The sequence below is a fragment of the Providencia rettgeri genome (assembly GCF_041075285.1).
Lineage (GTDB): Bacteria > Pseudomonadota > Gammaproteobacteria > Enterobacterales > Enterobacteriaceae > Providencia > Providencia rettgeri_G.
The window spans coordinates 1,237,201-1,258,704 of the sequence record NZ_CP163512.1 but is presented as its reverse complement, the minus strand read 5'-3'; the positions used below and the strand labels follow the sequence as shown (position 1 = coordinate 1,258,704).

General features: G+C 35.8%; 24 protein-coding genes. 8 read left to right on the top strand and 16 right to left on the bottom strand.

Annotation, left to right across the window (positions count from 1 at the left end):
* Positions 1–132 precede the first annotated feature (132 nt).
* On the top strand, positions 133–504 hold the full coding sequence (locus AB6N04_RS05670; protein ID WP_369310921.1) for a hypothetical protein: 372 nt from the start codon (positions 133–135) through the stop codon (positions 502–504).
* A 223-nt stretch (positions 505–727) separates the two neighbouring features.
* Here the strand turns inward: AB6N04_RS05670 and AB6N04_RS05665 are convergent, their stop codons facing one another.
* Positions 728–1,099: a hypothetical protein gene (locus tag AB6N04_RS05665; protein WP_369310920.1), complete on the bottom strand. Its 372-nt coding sequence runs from the start codon at positions 1,097–1,099 to the stop codon at positions 728–730.
* 289 nt (positions 1,100–1,388) lie between these two features.
* Here AB6N04_RS05665 and AB6N04_RS05660 point away from each other — a divergent pair, with 289 nt between their 5' ends.
* Both AB6N04_RS05660 and AB6N04_RS05655 read left to right on the top strand, forming a co-directional pair.
* On the top strand, positions 1,389–1,613 hold the full coding sequence (locus AB6N04_RS05660; protein ID WP_219247452.1) for a HEAT repeat domain-containing protein: 225 nt from the start codon (positions 1,389–1,391) through the stop codon (positions 1,611–1,613).
* 165 nt (positions 1,614–1,778) lie between these two features.
* A complete protein-coding gene (locus AB6N04_RS05655) occupies positions 1,779–2,123 on the top strand; it encodes a hypothetical protein (protein WP_369310919.1) in 345 nt (114 codons plus the stop codon).
* A gap of 41 nt (positions 2,124–2,164) precedes the next feature.
* Here AB6N04_RS05655 and AB6N04_RS05650 read toward each other — a convergent pair whose 3' ends face one another.
* Positions 2,165–2,677: a DUF1543 domain-containing protein gene (locus tag AB6N04_RS05650; RefSeq protein WP_369310918.1), complete on the bottom strand. Its 513-nt coding sequence runs from the start codon at positions 2,675–2,677 to the stop codon at positions 2,165–2,167.
* Between the two features lie 257 nt (positions 2,678–2,934).
* Between AB6N04_RS05650 and AB6N04_RS05645 the strand changes: the two genes are divergently transcribed.
* Entirely contained in the window at positions 2,935–4,086 is a 1,152-nt protein-coding gene (locus AB6N04_RS05645; protein ID WP_369310917.1) for a histidinol-phosphate transaminase, read from the top strand.
* Positions 4,087–4,193: 107 nt separating this feature from the next.
* On the opposite strand, the gene AB6N04_RS05640 is transcribed toward AB6N04_RS05645, so the two are convergent.
* Entirely contained in the window at positions 4,194–4,538 is a 345-nt protein-coding gene (locus AB6N04_RS05640; RefSeq protein WP_369310916.1) for a DMT family protein, read from the bottom strand.
* Between the two features lie 126 nt (positions 4,539–4,664).
* Here AB6N04_RS05640 and AB6N04_RS05635 point away from each other — a divergent pair, with 126 nt between their 5' ends.
* Positions 4,665–5,156 carry an N-acetyltransferase gene (locus AB6N04_RS05635; RefSeq protein WP_369310915.1) on the top strand — a complete coding sequence of 164 codons (492 nt, stop codon included), beginning with the start codon at positions 4,665–4,667 and terminating at the stop codon, positions 5,154–5,156.
* 236 nt (positions 5,157–5,392) lie between these two features.
* On the opposite strand, the gene AB6N04_RS05630 is transcribed toward AB6N04_RS05635, so the two are convergent.
* Positions 5,393–5,794, bottom strand: a complete 402-nt coding sequence (locus AB6N04_RS05630; RefSeq protein ID WP_369310914.1) for a hypothetical protein — start codon at positions 5,792–5,794, stop codon at positions 5,393–5,395.
* A 152-nt stretch (positions 5,795–5,946) separates the two neighbouring features.
* Complete coding sequence (locus AB6N04_RS05625; protein WP_369310913.1) at positions 5,947–6,285, bottom strand: GlpM family protein; 339 nt, start codon at positions 6,283–6,285, stop codon at positions 5,947–5,949.
* 366 nt (positions 6,286–6,651) lie between these two features.
* Here AB6N04_RS05625 and AB6N04_RS05620 point away from each other — a divergent pair, with 366 nt between their 5' ends.
* Together AB6N04_RS05620 and AB6N04_RS05615 are read left to right on the top strand one after the other, a co-directional pair.
* Entirely contained in the window at positions 6,652–8,298 is a 1,647-nt protein-coding gene (locus tag AB6N04_RS05620) for a methyl-accepting chemotaxis protein (RefSeq protein ID WP_369310912.1), read from the top strand.
* Positions 8,299–8,475: 177 nt separating this feature from the next.
* Positions 8,476–9,318, top strand: coding sequence for an MBL fold metallo-hydrolase (locus AB6N04_RS05615; RefSeq protein ID WP_369310911.1), 843 nt, complete (start codon positions 8,476–8,478; stop codon positions 9,316–9,318).
* A gap of 96 nt (positions 9,319–9,414) precedes the next feature.
* Here the strand turns inward: AB6N04_RS05615 and AB6N04_RS05610 are convergent, their stop codons facing one another.
* Entirely contained in the window at positions 9,415–9,807 is a 393-nt protein-coding gene (locus AB6N04_RS05610) for a nuclear transport factor 2 family protein (RefSeq protein ID WP_369310910.1), read from the bottom strand.
* Between the two features lie 727 nt (positions 9,808–10,534).
* Between AB6N04_RS05610 and nqrE the strand changes: the two genes are divergently transcribed.
* Complete coding sequence (gene nqrE / locus AB6N04_RS05605) at positions 10,535–11,083, top strand: NADH:ubiquinone reductase (Na(+)-transporting) subunit E (RefSeq protein WP_369312001.1); 549 nt, start codon at positions 10,535–10,537, stop codon at positions 11,081–11,083.
* Positions 11,084–11,396: 313 nt separating this feature from the next.
* Here the strand turns inward: nqrE and AB6N04_RS05600 are convergent, their stop codons facing one another.
* The 10 genes from AB6N04_RS05600 to AB6N04_RS05555 form a co-directional block, all read right to left on the bottom strand.
* Positions 11,397–11,813, bottom strand: a complete 417-nt coding sequence (locus AB6N04_RS05600; protein WP_369310909.1) for a hypothetical protein — start codon at positions 11,811–11,813, stop codon at positions 11,397–11,399.
* 60 nt (positions 11,814–11,873) lie between these two features.
* Positions 11,874–13,058 carry a hypothetical protein gene (locus AB6N04_RS05595; RefSeq protein ID WP_369310908.1) on the bottom strand — a complete coding sequence of 395 codons (1,185 nt, stop codon included), beginning with the start codon at positions 13,056–13,058 and terminating at the stop codon, positions 11,874–11,876.
* Positions 13,055–15,643, bottom strand: a complete 2,589-nt coding sequence (locus AB6N04_RS05590) for a fimbria/pilus outer membrane usher protein (protein ID WP_369310907.1) — start codon at positions 15,641–15,643, stop codon at positions 13,055–13,057. Before AB6N04_RS05590 ends, AB6N04_RS05595 begins: the two co-directional genes overlap by 4 nt.
* Before the next feature lie 47 nt (positions 15,644–15,690).
* On the bottom strand, positions 15,691–16,434 hold the full coding sequence (locus tag AB6N04_RS05585) for a molecular chaperone (protein WP_369310906.1): 744 nt from the start codon (positions 16,432–16,434) through the stop codon (positions 15,691–15,693).
* A gap of 9 nt (positions 16,435–16,443) precedes the next feature.
* On the bottom strand, positions 16,444–17,157 hold the full coding sequence (locus tag AB6N04_RS05580; protein WP_369310905.1) for a molecular chaperone: 714 nt from the start codon (positions 17,155–17,157) through the stop codon (positions 16,444–16,446).
* Positions 17,158–17,167: 10 nt separating this feature from the next.
* Entirely contained in the window at positions 17,168–17,704 is a 537-nt protein-coding gene (locus AB6N04_RS05575) for a fimbrial protein (RefSeq protein ID WP_369310904.1), read from the bottom strand.
* Between the two features lie 12 nt (positions 17,705–17,716).
* The gene (locus tag AB6N04_RS05570; protein ID WP_369310903.1) at positions 17,717–18,292 is read right to left on the bottom strand and encodes a fimbrial protein; all 576 of its coding nucleotides are present in this window, start codon (positions 18,290–18,292) and stop codon (positions 17,717–17,719) included.
* Positions 18,267–18,980 carry a molecular chaperone gene (locus tag AB6N04_RS05565; RefSeq protein ID WP_369310902.1) on the bottom strand — a complete coding sequence of 238 codons (714 nt, stop codon included), beginning with the start codon at positions 18,978–18,980 and terminating at the stop codon, positions 18,267–18,269. The genes AB6N04_RS05570 and AB6N04_RS05565 overlap by 26 nt, the downstream gene beginning before the upstream one ends.
* A gap of 223 nt (positions 18,981–19,203) precedes the next feature.
* A complete protein-coding gene (locus tag AB6N04_RS05560; protein ID WP_369310901.1) occupies positions 19,204–19,767 on the bottom strand; it encodes a fimbrial protein in 564 nt (187 codons plus the stop codon).
* Between the two features lie 898 nt (positions 19,768–20,665).
* A complete protein-coding gene (locus AB6N04_RS05555; RefSeq protein WP_369310900.1) occupies positions 20,666–21,229 on the bottom strand; it encodes a fimbrial protein in 564 nt (187 codons plus the stop codon).
* Positions 21,230–21,504 lie beyond the last annotated feature (275 nt).

The window sequence follows — 21,504 nt, the reverse complement described above, 5'->3', positions numbered from 1 at the left end:
TTATACTGGCTCTTTTTTATGAAATGATGCGAAAAGTCCCTCAACCCTCCCCGTTTTAGTCCTAATCTGCTATAGTATTTTCTGAATACTATTTAGAATAACTATTCATTGAGTGCAAACAGAGGTATGACTATGAAGCGTTTATTATTGGCTCTTTGCCTGTCACCTGCTTTAGCCATGGCGGCCAATGCCCCATTAAATATTAGTGAAACAGCCAAGGATTATTGCGAGATAACAGGTCAAGCGCTAAGTGAAGCATACAGCACCAACAAGAGTAGTAGCGACCTAACCCGTGAAACTATTGCAAAATTGAAAAGTGAAAATGTCGATTTGAAAAAACTTGAGACCGTTGAGGCAGAGCTTCGTGAAAATCTCACCTCCGCTATCGAGACAATTCGCAGCAATAAATCTCAGTTTAAAAATGAAGCAGAATTCATTAAATCATTAAATGATTCAATCTCAGCATGTAAAATCCAAACTGAATTGCTTTTGAATAAATCGTAATTAAAACGGACTCTTTTAGTATGCTAAAAACAGCGCAATTTTACATTGCGCTGACTGCTGACAAACATAACATGTTTGGCGGCAAGTTGGATAGGTTTTGAAAATAAACAAGGAAAATCAATATATTGATTTTCGCCTGATAACACAAAGTGGGAAAAACCACGCTTTTATCCCACTTTGTCAACAACCTCAGCGCAATTTTACATTGCGCTGATTGCTTGTATTAAGACTTTTGAGTACATAAATTGTCTATCGAAATTTCCAACTCCGGTGTTTCACTAATAATCAATTGATTATGTTCTGAAAACTTCCCTTCCTGTACGTTTACGCTCGCAACAAATGGCAGCATTTCACTTTGCTGAGCAAGCTGATATTGCCCACAAACCCGAAAGCTACTTCCCTCTTTGTATTCATTTTTTAAAACAATTCTGACGTTGCTAAATGTAATAGCACCAGATCGTTCTAACTTCTTTTCTACCAATTGCTTAGCCATGTTTTCAACATCTGAATCACCAATTGTGGTATAAAAATGATAGGCAAAAACGCCCAGCGCTAACAATAAAACGATTAAGAGTTTTGTTTTGATACGTTTCAACTGACTATCCTTCATACAATGTATTTACTCAGTTTAGTATAAAGGCATATTTGCTATAAGAGTGAACAAAATGAGCCTTTAAAGTCCAAAATCGTGCTTATCGCCATTTCGAACCTATTTTCTATCATTAAACGGCCAAGCTAGTTAGTCATTTGCTATTATTTATTTTCAATTAATATTATTTATTTTGATATCATTTTATTAAACATTGATAAAAAAAACATTTTATATTTTCTATTCAAGTTTTATACTCGCATCATCCAACGTTTTATTTATTATCAATTAACCTATGAAAGAAAAAATCGTTAAAAATTTAGTTGAATTAACCTATGGTACAAATAATGATGTCAAAATCGCCGCTATCAATGCGCTAGGTGACTATAAGTGTTCTATTGAACAACAGCACGCTATCGATCGGTTATTAAATTTATGCGATGATTACAATAAAGATATTGCTGTTGCTTCAATCACTTCGCTCAGTAAGCTCGCTAAATTTTTTACTGAAAACCAATAGATTAACGTTTTATCTATTATTTTAACAATTTATCTTCATTGTGAAGAAATAATGAATAAATATTGTATCAAATATGATTTATTCATTTATATAAGTAAATTAAATTGATTTAATTAATTTAGCTGCCAATATAATAATTAATAAATATTCCAAAGGAGATGAAATATGAATATTCTAAAACCATTAATTATTTCGGCAAGTTTGATGGCAGCAAGTTTCTCAACATTTGCGTATTATGGTGATGGTTATGGAAATGGCTCTTGGCATCGTGGTGGCTACCAAAATCACCAGCAGTATAATAACCGACCTTGTGATAACTACCGCAATAATAATTACAGTGGTCGTTATCAAGGAATGATGCAATATTCAACATCAGTACAAACAACGCAGCCTGAAGAAGCACTCAAAAAAATAATTGCAGATGTTCCTAAGGGTGAAAATGGCAAACAATATATGGTAAGAGTTGCTGTAGTCGAAATTACACCAAATACGCCTATTCAAGGCCAATAATTCAACGCTCAGGGTAGCAAATGCTACCCTTGATTATTGATTTACTCCTTCAGTAAACCAATGGGCTGATAACCTTGCCATTGTGGCATAAAATGTTCACCCTGTGGATTTTCTGTTAGGTGAATATAAAACTCACCTACTTGTTGTAGTAAGACACAATCATCGACATCTTTCAAATTATCTTTATGTTGCTGCTGGCTATCAATTAGCAGTGTTTTAATTGCTTTTTGTTTCGCTTCATTCGCTGTTTTACCAACAAACAGATCAAATTCATGTAACTCAGCTAAGTTGTTTGGGCTATAACCGCCCACATTGACAAAATAAAGTTTATCACTGCTTTTCGACGGTTCTCGCCTTAATGTGACATCAAAGCCATCCGCCCACGTAATAACGCTATAACCATCAATATGTATTTTATCTTTATCCCCAAACCAAGCGTCTCTTAATACCGGCCAAGCATCCGTTGGCTTTTCTGCGGCAACAAACTGAACATCATGAACTTCAATGTTAGATCTGCCTGCATTGCCACCAATGTAAAACATAAATAATTTCATTTTTGCTCCATGTTAAATCTTTCTCGTTATACCCATTATTATATTACGATTAAAATTCAACTGGCAATGCATTCTTTTGTACAAAAATCGCTTAGAATTTAATCTATCTACTTAATTAAATTAAATTAATTTCACTTATCACTTTATAGCCCCACCCCAAAAATGAATAAAAAGTCACTTTTAGTATATAATTATTTACTTTGCAATTATTTTGAGTAATCTAATAGATTCAAAAATAATAATTTCAGGGAATAACTATGGATCGTCGTTCATTTCTAAAATCAACATCATTAGTTGCCAGTGGATTAGCACTAAATTCTTTCATAAAGCAATCTGTTGCCAATACGTCAACCGTACAACTACCGGATGCTAAACACCCGTTATTACTTAATTTTAATGAAAATTCATTAGGGATGTCTGAGAAAGCTAAACAGGCAATTATTGCAGCTTTACCTAATTCGTTTCGTTACCCTGATGATGCCCGAGCCCAGTTAGTGACTAATATTGGTTCGCTTTATTCCCTATCTGACAAACATGTCAGTGTCGGTAATGGTTCCTCAGAAACTATCCAAGCCACAGTTGCCATGTTGGTAAATAAAGCGAGAAAAAGAGGCGTAAAAATCCAACTTGTTACACCTGATCCCACCTTTAATTATGCTGAGCTGTACTCCCTTCCATTAGGTGTACAAATAACTAAAGTCCCTCTAAAAGCGGACTTGTCATTCGACCTCGTCAAAATGGAACAAATCGCAAACGATTTTGATGGGTTATCAATGATTTACCTCTGTAATCCAAATAACCCAACAGCGATGATCACCCCACATAGTCAGTTGGATAGCTGGATGAGTAAAGTTACAGATGACCAATTTTTTATTGTTGATGAGGCTTATGCTGAATTCGTTGAAGATCCAAACTTCATCAGTGCAATCGAGTTAGTTAAAAAAGGTCAAAAAAATCTCATTGTGACTCGCACTTTCTCAAAAATATTTGCACTTGCAGGATTGCGGGTTGGCTACGGTATTGCAATACCAGAGGTTATTGCTGCTGTAGATGAATTTTTATCCATTGATAACACGAATACCGCTGGGGCGGTTGCCGCACTTGCTTCATTAAACGATAAGCCATTTATTACACATAGTCTAAAGTCCAATAATTTATCACGCAAAATTGTCGAAACCGCATTAAATGAAATTGGATTGGAATATGCGCCTTCACAGGCAAATTTTATCTTCCATAAAGTGAACGGTGATGTAAAAACCTATAAGCAGCGTATGGCAGATGCTAACGTAATGGTAGGAAGAGAGTTTCCACCCGCTGTTGGCTGGAACCGCTTAACATTAGGCACCCCAGAAGAAATGGCGCAATTTGTTATTGTTCTAAAACAATTTCACCAAAAAGGTTGGGTGTAGGCTTACACTATCAAACTGTTGATTTTCAAAATCAATCTAACCTGCTGGCAAACTTAATCGGTTTGTCAGCAGTCTAAAGGAATAGGGACAAACCGACTCCTTTTATTTTAAAACGGCCCTTTAAAGATAAAAAATGCGCCTGCAAATATCAGGGAAAAGCCAATAATATGATTAATAGTTATACTTTCCCCCAAATATAAAACCGAAAAAAGCACAAAAACACAGAGTGTGATAACCTCCTGCATTGTTTTCAATTCTGCCGCACTGTAAAACGGGTGACCTAATCGATTTGCGGGGACAGCAAAGCAATATTCAACAAAGGCAATTAGCCAACTAAAAAATATCACGACATATAAGGGTTTTGTAGTAAATTTCAAATGACCATACCAAGCAAACATCATAAAAACATTTGAAATAATAAGTAAAAATACCGGATACAATTTTGCTAGCATGTTGGTTTCATAGTAAAAAGATAATTACCGTTATTATGAAATGAAAAATTTATAAACTCAATAAGCTATAATCAGCCTATCACTGAATTCAACGCCTTATTTAAGCTTAGGAAAAAGGAGAATTAAATGTGTATTCAATATCGCTTAATGAACCTTACCGATACTGACAAAGTCGCCGATTTATTACAAGCTAACGCACCCTCTAACCATGGCGAACTACTCGGTGAGTTCCCTCTCCCGAAAGTCAAGAGTATGTTTATGGGAAGCTCAGGCACCATGATTGCATTAACTTCCCAAGACATTATTGGCGTGGTCTTTAGTTTTTCCACGGCATCTACCGCATTACCACCTATTGCTCATTTTATTCTCAAACAGTTTCCTGACCTCACCAAAAATAATTGGCTCTATGGCCCTGTTTGTATTGATCATCACTACAGAGGACAAGGCATACTTAACACCTTATATGACAAAATTTGTGCCTTAAACACAGGTAAGCCTATTGCCTTTATTAATACTCAAAATCCACGTTCACTAGCGGCTCACCAAAAATTGGGCATGCGAGTTGCCGCTAATTTTACCTTCGATGAAATAGATTATCATTTAGTGATTGGTAAGTAGTTTTTAGTACTTAGTAATACATTTTTAATTATTATTTGTTTATTTTTTAGTAAACTTAATAAATTATTGCATTAAAGAGTACACTCTATGACTGATTTTCTTTCTGTAAATCAAATGGCATAGGGCAAACAAGCAGAGTTTTTGCCAACATTTCTATCAACTTTGGCTATTAAAATTCGCTAAAGAGCATACACTCGTTATACATTGGTTAACGAGTGTTAATTCCTCAAAACAGGCTACTCTCCACGATGACAATAGCGCTCCCAAACAGATTCAAATTGTTCAGAGGGGATAATATCATCCGTCTTTTCAACAAATGGAATTGAAATCATCACTTTGCCAGTTCTATTTTTATGTAACCTAACAATGAATCGCTTATAGCCATGAGGTAATTCATTTTCAAAACCGAAAACTTCACCACAGTAATATCCGGTTTCTTCGCCTTCATCACTTTTTGTTAATACGTAATACTTAACATTTTTATACGTTGCCGCAGAGGGGTACGCCAAAAAGTCCTCAACTGAACTTCTCACTTTACTTTCCGTGTCTAACTCTGTGTCAAGCGTCATTTCCGTCATGAGCCCAGCAATATATGCACACCCAGCAACAAGTAATAAAACTAGCGTTCTTAATAACATTTTGTATATATAACCTGAGAAAAAACATTAAATATTATTATAGTTTATACCTATTATTTTGCGACCTAAAAGACGATAAGACCCTTTATTTCGATAACAACCCTTTAAATAAAGTATTTTTTCGCTAAAAATTTAAAATTGCCTGTTATTACCTACTGAACAAGCTGCCAAACATAAACTAAAATTGCGGCTGTAATTATCCAAACGATTGTTGCTAAACTTAAACTTCCCCAAGCTGTCATTTTCGTTGCAAATAAATATACTGTGAGCAAATACATCCCATAAGGAATTAACGACCATAAGCCAAATAATGCCGTTTTTCTTAATGCCTCCCTTCCCTGCTCTTGTACAACAATCACGTGTGCAATAAGCGCAAAGGTAGGAAATAACGGTACTAAACCAGCAATATAGTAAACTTTACTCCGAGAAAACAATGCAATAATAAGTACAGCAACAGCACCAATTAAGCATTTTAATAATAATGAAAACATACGAATTGAATTCCTTTTTAAAATTAGCTGATTATGATCTCTTACTATTAAATAGTTAACAGTATTATCACTTCAAATAACAGTTCATAAAATTTCTTTTCATGCTGCTAACCATTCCAATAAATAAGTAATTTTACCTAGATTTCATTCATTTTTATGAACTAAGTCATATTATTGGATATAAAGTATCCAGCGCGAATGCCGATACATTGAGTTAGTCCCTACACCTGATGCTTTGCGTAACTATATAACACATTAGCCTATTGGATCCTGTTGATTCACTTATTGCTAACAATGTTATGTTTGAAAGTGGTTATTTGTATGTATTCAAAACATACTGCTCGATGGTATGAAAGGAAATAATCAATGATGTCTGATACTTCAAAAAAAATGAAATTTAACTCAGCTAAATTCACCTTCTCTGGCCTAAAAACGACGACGCTGGTCTGGTTTATTTCTGGATTGCTAATCGTTTTGTTACTGTCAACTTGCTGGTTTTTCTTTAGCTCGTTAAAACAGTATCAGGCAACTCTCTACAACCTTGATGCGATTTATAACGAACAAACTGAACTGAATAATACCTGGCAGTCCCTACTTCAAGCGCGCAATACCTTAAATCGTGCAAGCTCTCGTCATTTATTAATTATCAATAAAATGAAAACATCGAATACGGATATCGACAGCCTTATTCAGTTTTATCATCAGAAAATGACACAAACAACAGCCTATTGGCAACGTTTTGCTGAAAGCTCCATGTATAAAAACAGTGTCCCCTTCACCGAGTTAGAGAATTCCTACAATACATTATATGCTGCTCTAAATGAGCTTTCGATGTTCTTGGTAGAAGGAAAAACCTATGACTTCTTAAATCAACCAACACAATCATTTCAAGATGCATTTGAAAAGCATTATATGAGTTATCATCAACAGCTTAATACTAATTACCATGATATTGCAGCTTCCAGTGAAAAACTTTACAACCAAAGCATCATTGGTCTTATTGCAATCATTATAATAGTCACCATCGTCACACTCTTTATTCGTTTTATTTTGCAGTTTTTCTTTATCCGTCCTCTTAATCAAGTTATAGATGGTATCGAAAAAGTCAGTCAGGGTATTCTTTACCATCGCTTTGATGATAAAGGTCTTTTTGAAATAAAGCTGCTTAAACAACATGTTTCTAATATGCAAAGCAAGCTTGTAGAAATTGTCAAAAATATTTACGACAACACGCATCATATAAAAGTTGAATTAAATGATATCACTCAAATGAATCATGATTTATCCATCCGCGCAGATCAGCAGGCAGCTGCGATTGTTGAAACAGCCGCCAGTGTTGAAGAATTAGACTCTTCATTTAAACTCAATACCGCACATACGAATCAATCATGCCAACTGATGTCGGCGACCAGTGTAACTATTGATAAGAGTAATGAACTAATTTCTGATGTGGTGGAAAATATGGATGATATCGTCGATTTTTCGAAAGAAATAAGCAAAATTACATCGACAATTGATAATATCGCCTTCCAAACTAATTTGTTAGCACTCAATGCAGCCGTTGAAGCAGCACGAGTCGGTGAACATGGTAAAGGTTTTGCCGTTGTTGCTAATGAAGTTCGCGAATTATCAATTAGTTGTACTCAAGCGTCGAAAGAAATTAAATTACTGATCAATAATTCAAATGATAAAATTAATCATTGTTTCCAGCTAGCAGCGGATGCGAATGACAATATAGTCTCTATCGCACAGGACACTTCGAATATTAATGAAATGATCCAAAGCATTGCCCTAGCCTCTAATGAACAGACGCACGGCGTCAGCCAGATCCATCTGGCTATCAATGAATTAGATAATACAACACAAGCTAATGCTTCAATGACTCGTGAATTACAATCGTCTTTAAAAGCGCTCGAATCACAATCCGATTTATTGGAAGATATTATTGCTATTTTTCATATTGAGCCTAAAGAGACACAAGAACCAACAACACTGAACCAAGCAAAAATCTAACAACTAAAAAATGTTACTAAATTAAATTGTTAGACGAACGGGCACATTTTTACTGTGCCCGCATCTTATTTCCTTTATATCCACCTTTCTTTGCTTACATTTGCCTATCATTGAATATTCCCAACAGATTATCTGATATAACGTGTTACGATTATTATGCATAACGACGAGCTTACTATGACAATTAAAATTACCGTTCTTGTTGATAACAATACCCTAATCGATAGTTACTTTTGCGGCGAACCTGGTGTTTGCTATTACATTGAGGCTGGTAACAAAAAAATCTTATTTGATACTGGCTACTCAGATATTTTTATTAATAACGCCCACATGCTCAATATTGATCTTGCGAAGATTACTGACCTTGTCCTTTCCCATGGGCACAATGATCACACTTGGGGGCTAAGCCATTTAATTCAATATTTTGACCGTCGTAACCTTGAAACTCGGCAGCCTAAACAGCTTATTTATCATCCTGATGCGTTAAAACCTAAAAAGTTTCAATCAAAAGTCATTGGGGCAAATACCTCTAAGGATGTACTTGATGCGTATTTCAGTTGCGTTGAATCCATCAAGCCTTACTATCTATCAGAGAATGTAGTATTTTTAGGCCAAATTCCACGCAACAATAGTTTTGAAGGTAAAGAACCTATTGGTACCACTCTTGATGAAAATCGACATAATGTTGATGACTATGTTCTTGATGACACCGCATTAGCAATCACAACTACGGAAGGACTCATTGTTGTAACGGGTTGTTCTCATTCTGGTATTTGCAATATTGTTGAGTATGCAAAGCAGGTTACAGGTATAACTCGAATTGTTACGGTTATTGGCGGTTTTCACTTGCAACAAGCAGCAGATAACATTTTAGAACAGACAGGCAACTATTTTGCTCAACAAGAGCTATTACACATTCACCCTTGCCACTGTACTGATCTTGCCGCCAAAATACACTTAGCTAAGCATGCGCCTGTAAAAGAGGTTGGCACTGGCTTACAACTTACATTTTCAAGTTAACGGCTTGCCCAGTGCTAAACTGGGCATTTTTTGCAATTAATCGGTTTAATGAATAAATTATCCTTTAACGCAATTAAGAAGCTGCATTTTAATCAATTAAGTTCTAGACCCCAAATCATGGTCAGATTTATCACCTTGAAGCATCCTGGTAAGCTCTTCACAACGCACAATTTTATTGTTTAGGATAGTAAAGCAAGCAAACACCTCATACTCACTGCAAGCCCCGCCTTTTTTTATTGCTTTTGCTATATGTTGAGTATGTACACAATTTTCGCCTTGGGCGATTGACTTTATCGTTATAGAGATTGATTCAGTTGCTTCCTTTAATACCTGCATATGCGTCACAAATTCATCAAAATCTATCTTTTTACCATCAACGACCTGAATGTAGTCTCGAGAAAAAAACTGCTCAATAACCGCTATATCACCAATTTGCTTTCCTAACACAGAATCTAAAGCCTGTTTAACCAACTGTATATTATCCACCATTTATCTCCTGTTTTTCTAAACTTAGTTATTTTGTTATATGTTGCAAATCAACTATTTCAAGGGGGAGTTATCTTTATTTAGCGCTTAGGGGTTGGTTATCTTTTCTGCTGAGTTTGATAACCCAAACAGGTCTTAAAAAGACAACCTCAAAAATTGATAAACGCCTCAATTAAGCTGGCTAACTCACATTACTGTTTTATGTAAAGTTCTTTTTCTTTATAAACATTAAACCCATTAAAAACAAACAAAATACAATAAATACCCATGCAATTCATAGTGATATATGATTAACCCTTCATAAACTTGCATCAATAACAATAGCCTTTTACGATGAAAACGCTATATTTTTGCACCATTAATACTATTTTTAACTTAAGATCACAAAATTGATAGATAATGTAACATTTTTCATGAATTTCATGCATTTCTAAAATAATGTATCTTGCTAATTATTCTACTTTTATTCATAATCTTAAGCTATGTGATTATTATTTTAGATCACCGATTGGTGCTCTATTTTCCTAAGTAATCTGGGATAAGTGATGACAATGATAGCTATAATTTCTTGAGAAGCGAGTTTACTGATATAAAACCACCCACTTATATAGATGTCATTAAACTATAACAGATTGTATTTATTAATATAAATTTAAAAAACACATATAAAGGAGGGGTTGTGCTAGAAAATCATTTAAACATATTTATCAAGGCTGCATTCATTGAAAATATGGCACTGAGCTTTTTCCTCGGGATGTGTACTTTTCTGGCTGTATCGAAAGAAGTTAAAACCTCATTTAAATTAGGCTTAACGGTAGTTGTATTACTCACCATTGCCACCCCCATCAACAATTTGATCTATAACTATGTTCTTAAAGATGGCGCTATAGCTGAGAATATTGACTTATCATTTTTATCGTTTGTCACATTTATTGCTGTATTAGCCGCTTTAGTTCAGATTTTGGAAATGTTTCTAGATAAATTTATCCCTTCCCTTTATCACTCACTGGGTGTGTTCCTACCGCTATTAACGATCCACTGTGCTATTTTTGGTGCAACGATATTTATGGTCGAAAGAAACTATACTTTTAGTGAGTCGATTGTTTACGGTGCTGGCTGTGGTATTGGTTGGATGCTAGCCATTATCGCTCTAGCAGGTCTGCGAGAAAAAATGAAATATTCTGATATTCCTAAAGGGCTAAGAGGCCTAGGAATAACCTTTATTACCGTAGGCTTGATGTCATTAGGGTTTATGTCTTTTTCAGGTATTTCACTCTAATTCATCTTAAAAAGACACATTTTTATATGTGAAAACGTCATAGGAAATGGAATTTTTAACAACAACATAATGCTATAACAGGCTTGTTTTTTATTTTTCCTAATGCTTCATTATCATAAAATAGGGGTTAAATGATCAACACACATATTATCGATGTTTTGACTAAATGCCCCTTCGACCTACCCTATAATGTTATACTTTAATGCTGCCTGATCTTTTTGCTGCCTTTTTATGAAAGCTAAAAAAGCGAGTAGAACCCAATAAAGTATAAATCGAGCAAACTACCACATCCTTGTAGAAAGTGTATTTAAGATTAGCTATGACAAAATAACGCCCAAATATCATCAATACGCTCCGCCAGTAACGCATCCTCGCCATCTTCTATAATCGGAAAAGACAATAACGTTAAACCTTTAGGAGGTGTGTAGACCTTAACAACAAAACGTTTAAAACCATCAGGAAGGTCATCCTTATTAAACGTAAAAACTTCCCCGCAGATATAACCTAATTCTCCACCATCATGCGTAGTACGGTTAAAATAATAAGCCATGTTTTTAAACTCGGCGGCTTTTGGATGCCCTAACAGATTTGCGACATTCACTTTTGACTGCTCAATTGGGTCGAAATCTAATGTTTTAGTAACGGAAATACCAAGTACAAATGAAATGACCATCAAAGAAAGAATAATTAATGCTCTACCGATTAAAGAACGACCAAACCTTATATTCATATTCAACCCTTATGTGTTTTACTCTACGAGTAAAACATGAATTCTTTCTTATCTTATTAGTCAACTCTTCACAAAAAAACTTAACTCTGTTTTTCCATGATAGCTACCTGGCTTAACTTCTGGTGTACGACATAATGCCCATTTTATATTTAATGCCATTGGTTTATTTGGCTCTATTTTGAACCCTAAATCCATTTCTCTGCCGTCGAAATGGATCAAATTACTTTTACCGATATCATTGCAACTTAATGACTCAGTGTCTCCGACTTTGTGAATAAGACCAAGTACCCATGGTAATACCTCAGATTTAACGGAGTCATCCGTAGGTTGTAATAAAAGTTTAGTCGGCTCTGCCCCATCGTAAGTAGTTTCTTTGGCGAGAGCCACCATCCGCAAACTATCTTGTCGACTACCATTACATGTCACCGATAACGACGAACTTTGCAGGTTTTGCATTTCGCTATTAAACTGATGTTCTATTTTTGTATTGGTCACGCCACTCACTTCGCAATAACGTAAAACAACGAGGTTTGCCGTAATTTTTAATTCTAATGCACCACGAGCAGAGAGATCCCATCCTCCAGAAATAACATATAACGGTTGAGTCCCGCTGTATGCAAAACTTCCGGGCGATAAATCCTTACTTACGTATATCGTGTGTTGACTAGGTGACGTTACTGTAAGTTGCTTCTCACCACCTGCGGGGACGCTGGCAAATGTATTACTTGGGATAAAGCACGCATTTCGCACAAATCTAGTCGGCATTCCCTCTAAATCAGACGACGGTTCAGAATAAAAAGTACCTTTATAAAGTGGAACAAACGGTTTACCGACTCCTGTTATTACAAGCTCGTAATTTAATTCAGGCGTAATATACACTTCCGTTTTCTGCGTGGTGTGATTTGTTAAAGGTAAACCATATCCAATAATACTTGATGGTCGACTTACATAGGCATCCACATTACACCTATTTTGTTCACTGCTTATTCCAATTAAAGGGATCGTGGTATTCCATCCATTTGGCGTGACTTTATTTGCAAGAACGGGCTTGACTGTAAATGAATTATTCCCCGTCAGTACTGCACTGACTTGATGCGTTTCTCTTTCCGACATTGTCATATCAACAGTGCCACTTAAATTCAAATTTATTGTATTGAAGACCGCCGACAATGATGAAGAGGCATATCCTCCTAATACACTAATCAAGGCAAGAGATAACAATGGCTGCTTATATTTTTTAATCATAAGTTATTACCCTCAACTTGTGTTTCACAATTTGCGGTTAACATTCTAATTGGGTTATTTTCGGTTAAAGTAATTTCTTTCAATCCCGAAAAATGAACATAACATGTTTGTTTATTACTTGTGCCCCACTGGACTTTTATTGTACCTGTATCGGGTAATCCACTCATATATAGCATGCCATCATCCCCAACCAGCCCAGTATTTTCAGCTAATGAAGAGTGACTATTCATTAATGATGCGACTGCACCAAACGGTACAGTATTGTTATTCGACACAAGACCAATTAAAGCTTGATATCCAATGCGAGTATTAAATTTCACTTTAACGACGGCTCCCGCTGTAGGGTAAATATTTGCGGAAGTTTGCTCGGCAGTCACATCATCTGGTAACGTATTGACGTTTAACCCAACTGTGTTTTTAGAGTAGTCAGCTAAATAAGGGTAAATGGCATTTCCATTGCTATTAATTTTGGCATTACTGATATTTAAAGATGCCCCTTCAGCCCCTTCAGCTTCCACTATAGCAATGCTATTGCTCATTGTACGCCCTAAAATGACACCGCCTGAGTATAAAACCAAGCCACCGTTATAACCTGCATTCATCGAGTAATAGTCTTTTGAATAGTTATACCCTGCGGATAACGTACCTTTATTCCCTGAGTAATTGGTATACACTGAACCATTATTACCTTGCCCTTGATTACCCCACCCTTGAGAAATACCGTAAGTGAGTTTATTTGATAAAAAGCTTCCATTAATACCCGCTTGATGGTTCGTTTTGCCATTATTATCATGACTCATGGAGTAAGTACTGCTCATATCATTCAAAATTGGTTTATTCGCAAATACATTTAATGGGACGCTAATATTAAAACTAATTTGTCGGTTTTCTGGCCATTGGCTCTTATTTTTTACACGGTCAATACTGTAGTTTACGCTGTAAGAAACACCTTTATAGCTACTATTATACCCAGCCGATAACTGCGTCATATTCTGGTTTTCATCCCAGTACTGATATTGGCTGCCTGAAAGATATATGCTGCCGTATTCATTCAAAGGCTGCGACAGTGAGAGCGTATATCGATTTTTTTCCCGTGAATTTAACCAGGGTGCGACATCTTCCTTCAGCCGATAATTAAAGTTATTAAATTCACTGAAAGAGTAGTAATTATTTGTAGGGTAATGTATTGCTGTCAGATCGATGGATGTTTTGGTTGTATCGATATTTTTAGAATAGCGAACTCGATAATTTTGGCCTCTATTTACCTCTTTTTCATTTAATTTCGCTTGTGCAAAAGTAACATCTGCGGATATTGCCCCAATATTACCTAAAGAAACGCCTATTCCCGTGACACCAGACCAATAATCTTCAGCCAATAATGTTCCACCATAGAGGGTTATATCTTTTGGTAAGCCATAGCTCCCACTGGCTAACAAGAAATCTGCCTTTTTCGAGCCGACAGTAATTCCTCCATCATAGCGTCCCATTGTCAACTCGTATTTCCATCCACCCGGGCGTTGCATCACTGGCAAAGAAGCAAAAGCAACGGTAAAGGTTCTCTCTGCCCCATTTTCTTCTTTAATCGTGACATCTAACGCACCTGAGTTTCCGCCTGTTACCAAATCTTTAATACTAAACGGCCCTGGAGGAACATACGTTTGGTAAATAATATAACCATTTTGACGGATCGTAATTTGCGCATTTGATTGAGCTATCCCATTAACATCAGGCGCGAACCCCCGTAGACTATCGGGTAACATCTGTTCATTTGAACTTAACTTTAGCCCTTTAAAGGGGATGGCGTTAAAAATATCACCATTAGTCGTTATTTCACCAATTTGCAGATCCGAACGAATTGAATATAAATTTCTCGACACAAAAGTATTTGAAAAATTATTTTCATTTCTTGTGTATGTTTGCTCATGACTACTACTGCGACTGTATGCATGTGACATATTTGATCGTAGTCGCCACGCCCCCGCATTTGCCCCCATGTGCAAGTTTAAAAATAAATTATCACTTTTGTGCTTAGCGGAAAATGAACTGTCATTAACGGAGTGATTGGCATTAATCATATAATTTGTAATGATTGCCGGGACGCCATCATCAAGCAGTGTTGGATCAATATAATCATTTGCTGTTTGTTTCATTGCTATTTGTGGAATGCTTATATTCACACTCACATTTGATAGGTCTGTTTCAATAAATGAATCAGGAATATAGCGATTTAAGTGTGTAATGATACTATCAGATGCAAGCGCACGAAGCTCAGGTTGCCCTTCCACATTGACACCAATCGTCGACAAAAACTCAGGGGTTAATTCAGGAACAACTTGATTATCTTCATCAGCCACAAATTTTAGTGAATATTCGCCTTTTAGTACCTGATTAACATACACCAGCATAGTATATGTTCCGGTTGGAACACTACTCTCTTGCGAAAAGTGAGTTAAATCGACCTCATTTGGGTCAATACCTAATTGTTCATCTAATAAGCTGGGATCAAAATATTCATAACCACGACCTGATAACGGTAGCAGCACAAGTGAGAGTAATAAGTAGGGATGATAAAATCTATTTCTCATTTCGTTACCAACAGGTCTAATAATACATCAATTATTATTATGAAATTTTATTTCAATATTACTGAATGCTTTTGGGTTGGGAATAAATTTTCATCAAGTATATCCCAAGTGACTTGCCCTTTAGCTGTTATTGGAAGTTTATATCTTTGCTCGCTGTAAGGAGCAACAGAAACATATAATTGTTCATCATTTAATGCGTGATTCCCAACAGATAATGAATTGAACGTCACGTATATTGGGGTATTATTTTTAACAATCAGGTCATCCCGTTCACGGCTAAAAACTAATTGCTTAGCAACATCTTCTAGCATAATATTTTTTAAATTTACGGGGCGATAGTACACCCTAAACAGTAATGAACGCATCACCGTAAATTGTAATGCTTGTTCTGAATAAGTTGTTGATGGAATGGCTTTCAGTTGGACTAAAAAAACACTCTCCCTATCTTTCGGTAATTGCTCTGGTTGACCTGAAAAGAAGATGCGCCAACTATAATATTCATTTGGTGAGATTTTATACAGTGGTGGAGTGACAACAAATGGGATCTTTTCTTCTTTATCAATAATATTTAACCCTGTTGACTCATCTAACCACTTCATATTTGCTTGTATTAAAAAAGGCATTTTATCTGTATTTCTTAAACTAACAGAAATGCCCTTCTCTCCAGCAACATAGGTAAGCCGTTGTAATGAAAACTTTAATCCATCTGTTGAAGCCATGCTAAATACACTAATCGTGTTTAACATTAACACACTAAGTATGACTACGAGCATATTCAACTGACGAAGCATAATACAATCCTATTTAGAATCATGTTTAAAGCCCATAATGATATTTTGATATGGCTGAGTGGTTCCGCCATAATCATTTATCATTTGCCAACGACTATTTCTGACGTCACCCGAAAGATCTTCAAGACGCGTATGGCTATAAGGTGCAATAAGTATATTTTTTTTATAGGCTTTATCATTAAAAGATAAATTTACCAATGTCATATAATAAGGTGTGGGGTTAAAAATGGACCAATTCCCTTGTTTTCTATCTAAATAGACTTGCTGATAGACACTTTCATTTGGTTGGCCAACGCCATCAGGACGGTAAAATAGTTTAATAATGATATTCGTTACAAAAACAAGTTTAGCATTATTTTCTACACGTCCTTCAGGGTTAGTCGCGGGGAGTGCGCGAGTATTTATATAAAAAATAGACTCTCTATCTTTTGGAAGTGTGCTTTTATCTTTCAAAAAAATACGCAAGCTGAATTTACTATTTGCATTTATTCTAACTAGTGGCGGCGTTACAACAAATAATCGAGACTTGCCACCTTCAACGCTCGTTGTCACCCCCGACTGAAGCAAATAAGGGGCGTTATCATCATTAGATACCGTCACTGTTTGGCTATGGTCATAACTATTAAACACAACTCGCGTCTGTTCTAACCGAATACCTTCTGCCATCGCACTATTTTGCATGGCAAAAAATTGAATAACGATAAACAAGAATATTTTTTTCATCGACTCCTCACTAATCAACCACAAATGAAAATGTCACGGTTGATTGGAAATCCCCAACTTGCGGATCACACTCTTTTCCCGATGGGCATCTAATATAGGTATACAGCGTTTTATTAAGCTGATTTTCTGTAATACTACTCCAAACCTTACTCTCTTTTTCAAAAAAATCAGACGTTGAAGACGAGCTTCTAATATTATTTAGCTCTGAAAAACTGATACCAAAACCTTTAATTGGCTCATCAATAAAAGTGATAGCGTCTAGATAATTTTTTGGTGATATTTTGACGTAAGCACCAGAGAAATTATTGGATGTACAGTCGGTGAGTGTAATATTTGTTTGAATAGGTTGCACTTTATTCGCTTTAATATCTGCTGCGGACACATTGCCAAAATCAACTTCATTTAATGAGGTTCCTACAATCGAAATTTTGCACATCTGAGCTGAGACTTTAACATTAAAATCGAAAACAGCTGTATTATCTGCAATGGCAATGATCGATTGGGATGTTAAAAACAATAAAAGTGTTAATTTCAATATGTACCGCATAATATGTTCTTCTTATGGTTGAACAAAGGAAAAGATAACACTAGCACTGAGTTTACCTGATTGTATTGGCGCTTCATTGAGTCGCACCACTCTCGCCTCAAAAAACTTCTCATTCTCGCCATTTTTTACAGGAAAGCTGATATTGCCATCGTTATGTTGAAAATCAATTAGAGAACAGTTGGAATTATTAATATGGCACTCACTCAGTGCGAAAGCTGCATTTGTCACATTATTTTTAGGGAACAGTTTCGAATTTAGCGTACTTGAGTTTCCATCCGCTCTAATGGATACTTCTAATTCAGGCAAAATATCATCACTATAATCTTGACAAATATATTGAATTGAAAATGGCTCAAAAGGCGTATTTTTATCGGTAATGTCCCCAATATCTGCGGAAACAAGCGGCTTTGAAAATTCAACCACTTTATTTGAAAAAGCAAAAGAGCAAGTCCCTTTCGAAACTTTGCCCTTCACAATTAAATCAGCAAACTGCTCTTGTTCGCTAATGGCAAACGCAGCGCTATGAAAAAAAACTAAGGTGATTAACGCGCGCCCCAAGCTTTTACTGAAGTTGTGTTTTAAACTCATTTGTACCACCTAAATCAGTGATCACTCGCCATGTTAGATTACCTTTTTTCATATTTTGCGAAATGGGATAATTTAGCGAAGAAAAAGGTGAAATAGTTGTATTTTTTTTCTCCATACTCATATTTACCAACTGATTATTAACACTAATTTGAGCTAAATTAATATAATATGGTGAGTCGTTATAAGCAGTGAGGGTGTTACCCTCTACTTTAAATCTTAACTTTTCTTGCGCTTGTTCAGATGTCATCGGCAAATTTTTAGGGCGGTAGAATAATTTTAGAACATGATCATAGCCAATGTTTAAGGCGTCTCCCTCTACTTGGCCGTTTTGTCCTGAGATCATCGTTGCATGAAAATAAAACATCGTTTCACGATCCGTTGGTAATTGATTATTTTTACCAAAAATTCTGATTTCTTGCTTAGCTCCTGGCGTAACCTTAAATACGGGAGGCGTTACATCAAACAGTTTATTCACTTTATTCTGTTCATCTGTAATAAAAGCGCGCGTTAAATAGGTTACTTGAGGATCGCTATTTTTGACTGTCACTGAAACACTTTTTTCATTTTGAGGGTAAATAATCCGCGTTGCATCAAGGCTTACACCTTTTGCAGCAGAAAGTCCTGGCATCATAGAAAACAACATGCTTGATACAACTAGCATTTTCACGGTAACTGTGTGTAATTTCATAGCAGCCCTCATAAAAAACTTAAATTTCCAGATTATTCATCATTATATTAGTTGTATATTCGATTAGTTATATATTCGTCTTTTTTGCTAAAAGCTGATTGCGTTGTAAACACAAAAATAACCTAATAAGAGTATTACAACATATTTTCATCGTTATTGATATTGGCGTTAGATATTATTTAACGCAGTGCATGGAGCGTTTAGCACTGCGTTATGGGTTCTATTAATTATAAGCAACAGTGAAAGTGACTGGCACTTTTAAACTATCACCTGTTAATGCTTTATTAACCATAATTAGTGAAGCTTTCATCGGAATATTGGCAAAACCATTTTCAGCTAGCTTATGCGATAACTTCACATCTTGATACTTGTTTGGTGTCAATAACACCCCGTTATTATCTGCATCAACAGCTTGTAACTTGACCGCCATCGATTTTGACGCTGAGTTAGCAAATAACGTTGGATCAAAAGCAGAGGTTGCACCTGATGCATACACCGAAACCACCGCGTCTTCTGCTTGTGTATCTGCGGAACACTCTGTTAGTGTCAAATAGAACTCTTTTTCATCACCAATCGCTGTGCCCGCGTTAACGCCTTCAAGCTCTTGTGTTGTGAAAACGCCCCAGTTCACCATTGCGCCTTCTGTCGTTGATGATACAACGCAACTTGCGTTGCGTACTGTTGCTTCAAACGTTACCGTCGCCCCTTGTTTTTCAGCCATTGCCAGTGGGCTTAATAAAGTGCTAGAAACAATAAAAGCTGACGTTAATTTTTTGAACATTGACATAAGTGTAGCCTCTTAAAATTGAATTCGATAAAGTTAAAAGTTTTAAATTCGATTGAATAGGAAAAAACTGAATTTATATTTCACCTCTTTCCCTTTTTAGCGTTTTAACCACCGCGTTTCGATGAAATAAAGATACAATATGTCTTTCGATAAAAACACGTTAAGTGTGTATCAAAATAACAGTGAAATGTTAAATAATTACACAAAAATAATTAAACATAAGTCATATTTGTTTTATAATACAAACAGATAACCTTTTAGGAGTAGAAATATTTTGTCATATTTGAGAGGGGGAAAGATGATTTTTTCTTTAACGCCATAATCATTTAAAGGTAAAAAAATAGCGCTTCATATAGATAAGTTGCGCTATTCAGCCATCATCGTTATTTTTTTGGTGTTCTGCCATAAAATGTTATCTATATCATTCGTTACATATCTCTATTAAAAATAAGTATAATTACCTAAATCAGATACTCATCTTATTTATCACATGCTTCAGTAATAACAAGAAAGCCAATCAAGTTATATCCAGAGTGGTTGAACCAGGAAATAAATAAGGAAAGCGTTGAAGCCAATATGCGCTTGATCACGATAGACATGCCGTATTACGACTATTTCAACAAAAATAAGAATTGACCTTTTTTAGCGGTACAAATCAGCAACAAAGGTCAACAGCCCCAAGCATGATAGGGTTTATCTTTTTATATAAAATATCCCATAGAGAAAATCTACAGATAGTATTGGCAGGTTGTTCTGTCGTGGACGATGGGAAATGCCCCCGCAAAGCGGGGATTTTATGTTTAAGACGCTAGCGCGACTTAAACGGGCTGAAGCCAAAATAAGTTAATGCCAGCAAAGAGATTTTTCTCAATGCTGGCATTAGGTCTGTTTATTTTGATTAATTATATGCAACAGTGAAAGTGACTGGCACTTTTAAACTATCACCTGTTAATGCTTTATTAACCATAATTAATGAAGCTTTCATCGGAATATTGGCAAAACCATTTTCAGCTAGCTTATGCGATAACTTCACATCTTGATACTTGTTTGGTGTCAATAACACCCCGTTATTATCTGCATCAATAGCTTGTAACTTGACCGCCATCGATTTTGACGCTGAGTTAGCAAATAACGTTGGGTCAAAAGCAGAGGTTGCACCTGATGCATACACCGAAACCACCGCGTCTTCTGCTTGTGTATCTGCGGAACACTCTGTCAGTGTCAAATAGAACTCTTTTTCATCACCAATCGCTGTGCCCGCGTTAACGCCTTCAAGCTCTTGTGTTGTGAAAACGCCCCAGTTCACCATTGCGCCTTCTGTCGTTGATGATACAACGCAACTTGCGTTGCGTACTGTTGCTTCAAACGTTACCGTCGCCCCTTGTTTTTCAGCCATTGCCAGTGGGCTTAATAAAGTGCTAGAAACAATAAAAGCTGACGTTAATTTTTTGAACATTGACATAAGTGTAGCCTCTTAAAATTGAATTCGATAAAGTTAAAAGTTTTAAATTCGATTGAATAGGAAAAAGCTGAATTTATATTTCACCTCTTTCCTTGTTTGGCGTTTTAACCACCGCCTTTCGATGAAATAAAGATACAATATGTCTTTCGATAAAAACACGTTAAGTGTGTATCAAAATAACAGTGAAATGTTAAATAATTACACAAAAATAATTAAACATAAGTCATATTTGTTTTATAATACAAACAGATAACCTTTTAGGAGTGGAAATGTTT

Bases quoted from the DNA above. Each gene is read 5' to 3' on its own strand.
- AB6N04_RS05670 (WP_369310921.1), top strand. From the start codon at position 133: ATGAAGCGTTTATTATTGGCTCTTTGCCTGTCACCTGCTTTAGCCATG.
- AB6N04_RS05660 (WP_219247452.1), top strand. From the start codon at position 1,389: ATGAAAGAAAAAATCGTTAAAAATTTAGTTGAATTAACCTATGGTACA.
- AB6N04_RS05655 (WP_369310919.1), top strand. From the start codon at position 1,779: ATGAATATTCTAAAACCATTAATTATTTCGGCAAGTTTGATGGCAGCA.
- AB6N04_RS05650 (WP_369310918.1), bottom strand. From the start codon at position 2,677: ATGAAATTATTTATGTTTTACATTGGTGGCAATGCAGGCAGATCTAAC.
- AB6N04_RS05645 (WP_369310917.1), top strand. From the start codon at position 2,935: ATGGATCGTCGTTCATTTCTAAAATCAACATCATTAGTTGCCAGTGGA.
- AB6N04_RS05640 (WP_369310916.1), bottom strand. From the start codon at position 4,538: ATGCTAGCAAAATTGTATCCGGTATTTTTACTTATTATTTCAAATGTT.
- AB6N04_RS05635 (WP_369310915.1), top strand. From the start codon at position 4,665: ATGTGTATTCAATATCGCTTAATGAACCTTACCGATACTGACAAAGTC.
- AB6N04_RS05630 (WP_369310914.1), bottom strand. From the start codon at position 5,794: ATGTTATTAAGAACGCTAGTTTTATTACTTGTTGCTGGGTGTGCATAT.
- AB6N04_RS05625 (WP_369310913.1), bottom strand. From the start codon at position 6,285: ATGTTTTCATTATTATTAAAATGCTTAATTGGTGCTGTTGCTGTACTT.
- AB6N04_RS05620 (WP_369310912.1), top strand. From the start codon at position 6,652: ATGATGTCTGATACTTCAAAAAAAATGAAATTTAACTCAGCTAAATTC.
- AB6N04_RS05615 (WP_369310911.1), top strand. From the start codon at position 8,476: ATGACAATTAAAATTACCGTTCTTGTTGATAACAATACCCTAATCGAT.
- AB6N04_RS05610 (WP_369310910.1), bottom strand. From the start codon at position 9,807: ATGGTGGATAATATACAGTTGGTTAAACAGGCTTTAGATTCTGTGTTA.
- nqrE (WP_369312001.1), top strand. From the start codon at position 10,535: ATGGCACTGAGCTTTTTCCTCGGGATGTGTACTTTTCTGGCTGTATCG.
- AB6N04_RS05600 (WP_369310909.1), bottom strand. From the start codon at position 11,813: ATGAATATAAGGTTTGGTCGTTCTTTAATCGGTAGAGCATTAATTATT.
- AB6N04_RS05595 (WP_369310908.1), bottom strand. From the start codon at position 13,058: ATGATTAAAAAATATAAGCAGCCATTGTTATCTCTTGCCTTGATTAGT.
- AB6N04_RS05590 (WP_369310907.1), bottom strand. From the start codon at position 15,643: ATGAGAAATAGATTTTATCATCCCTACTTATTACTCTCACTTGTGCTG.
- AB6N04_RS05585 (WP_369310906.1), bottom strand. From the start codon at position 16,434: ATGCTTCGTCAGTTGAATATGCTCGTAGTCATACTTAGTGTGTTAATG.
- AB6N04_RS05580 (WP_369310905.1), bottom strand. From the start codon at position 17,157: ATGAAAAAAATATTCTTGTTTATCGTTATTCAATTTTTTGCCATGCAA.
- AB6N04_RS05575 (WP_369310904.1), bottom strand. From the start codon at position 17,704: ATGCGGTACATATTGAAATTAACACTTTTATTGTTTTTAACATCCCAA.
- AB6N04_RS05570 (WP_369310903.1), bottom strand. From the start codon at position 18,292: ATGAGTTTAAAACACAACTTCAGTAAAAGCTTGGGGCGCGCGTTAATC.
- AB6N04_RS05565 (WP_369310902.1), bottom strand. From the start codon at position 18,980: ATGAAATTACACACAGTTACCGTGAAAATGCTAGTTGTATCAAGCATG.
- AB6N04_RS05560 (WP_369310901.1), bottom strand. From the start codon at position 19,767: ATGTCAATGTTCAAAAAATTAACGTCAGCTTTTATTGTTTCTAGCACT.
- AB6N04_RS05555 (WP_369310900.1), bottom strand. From the start codon at position 21,229: ATGTCAATGTTCAAAAAATTAACGTCAGCTTTTATTGTTTCTAGCACT.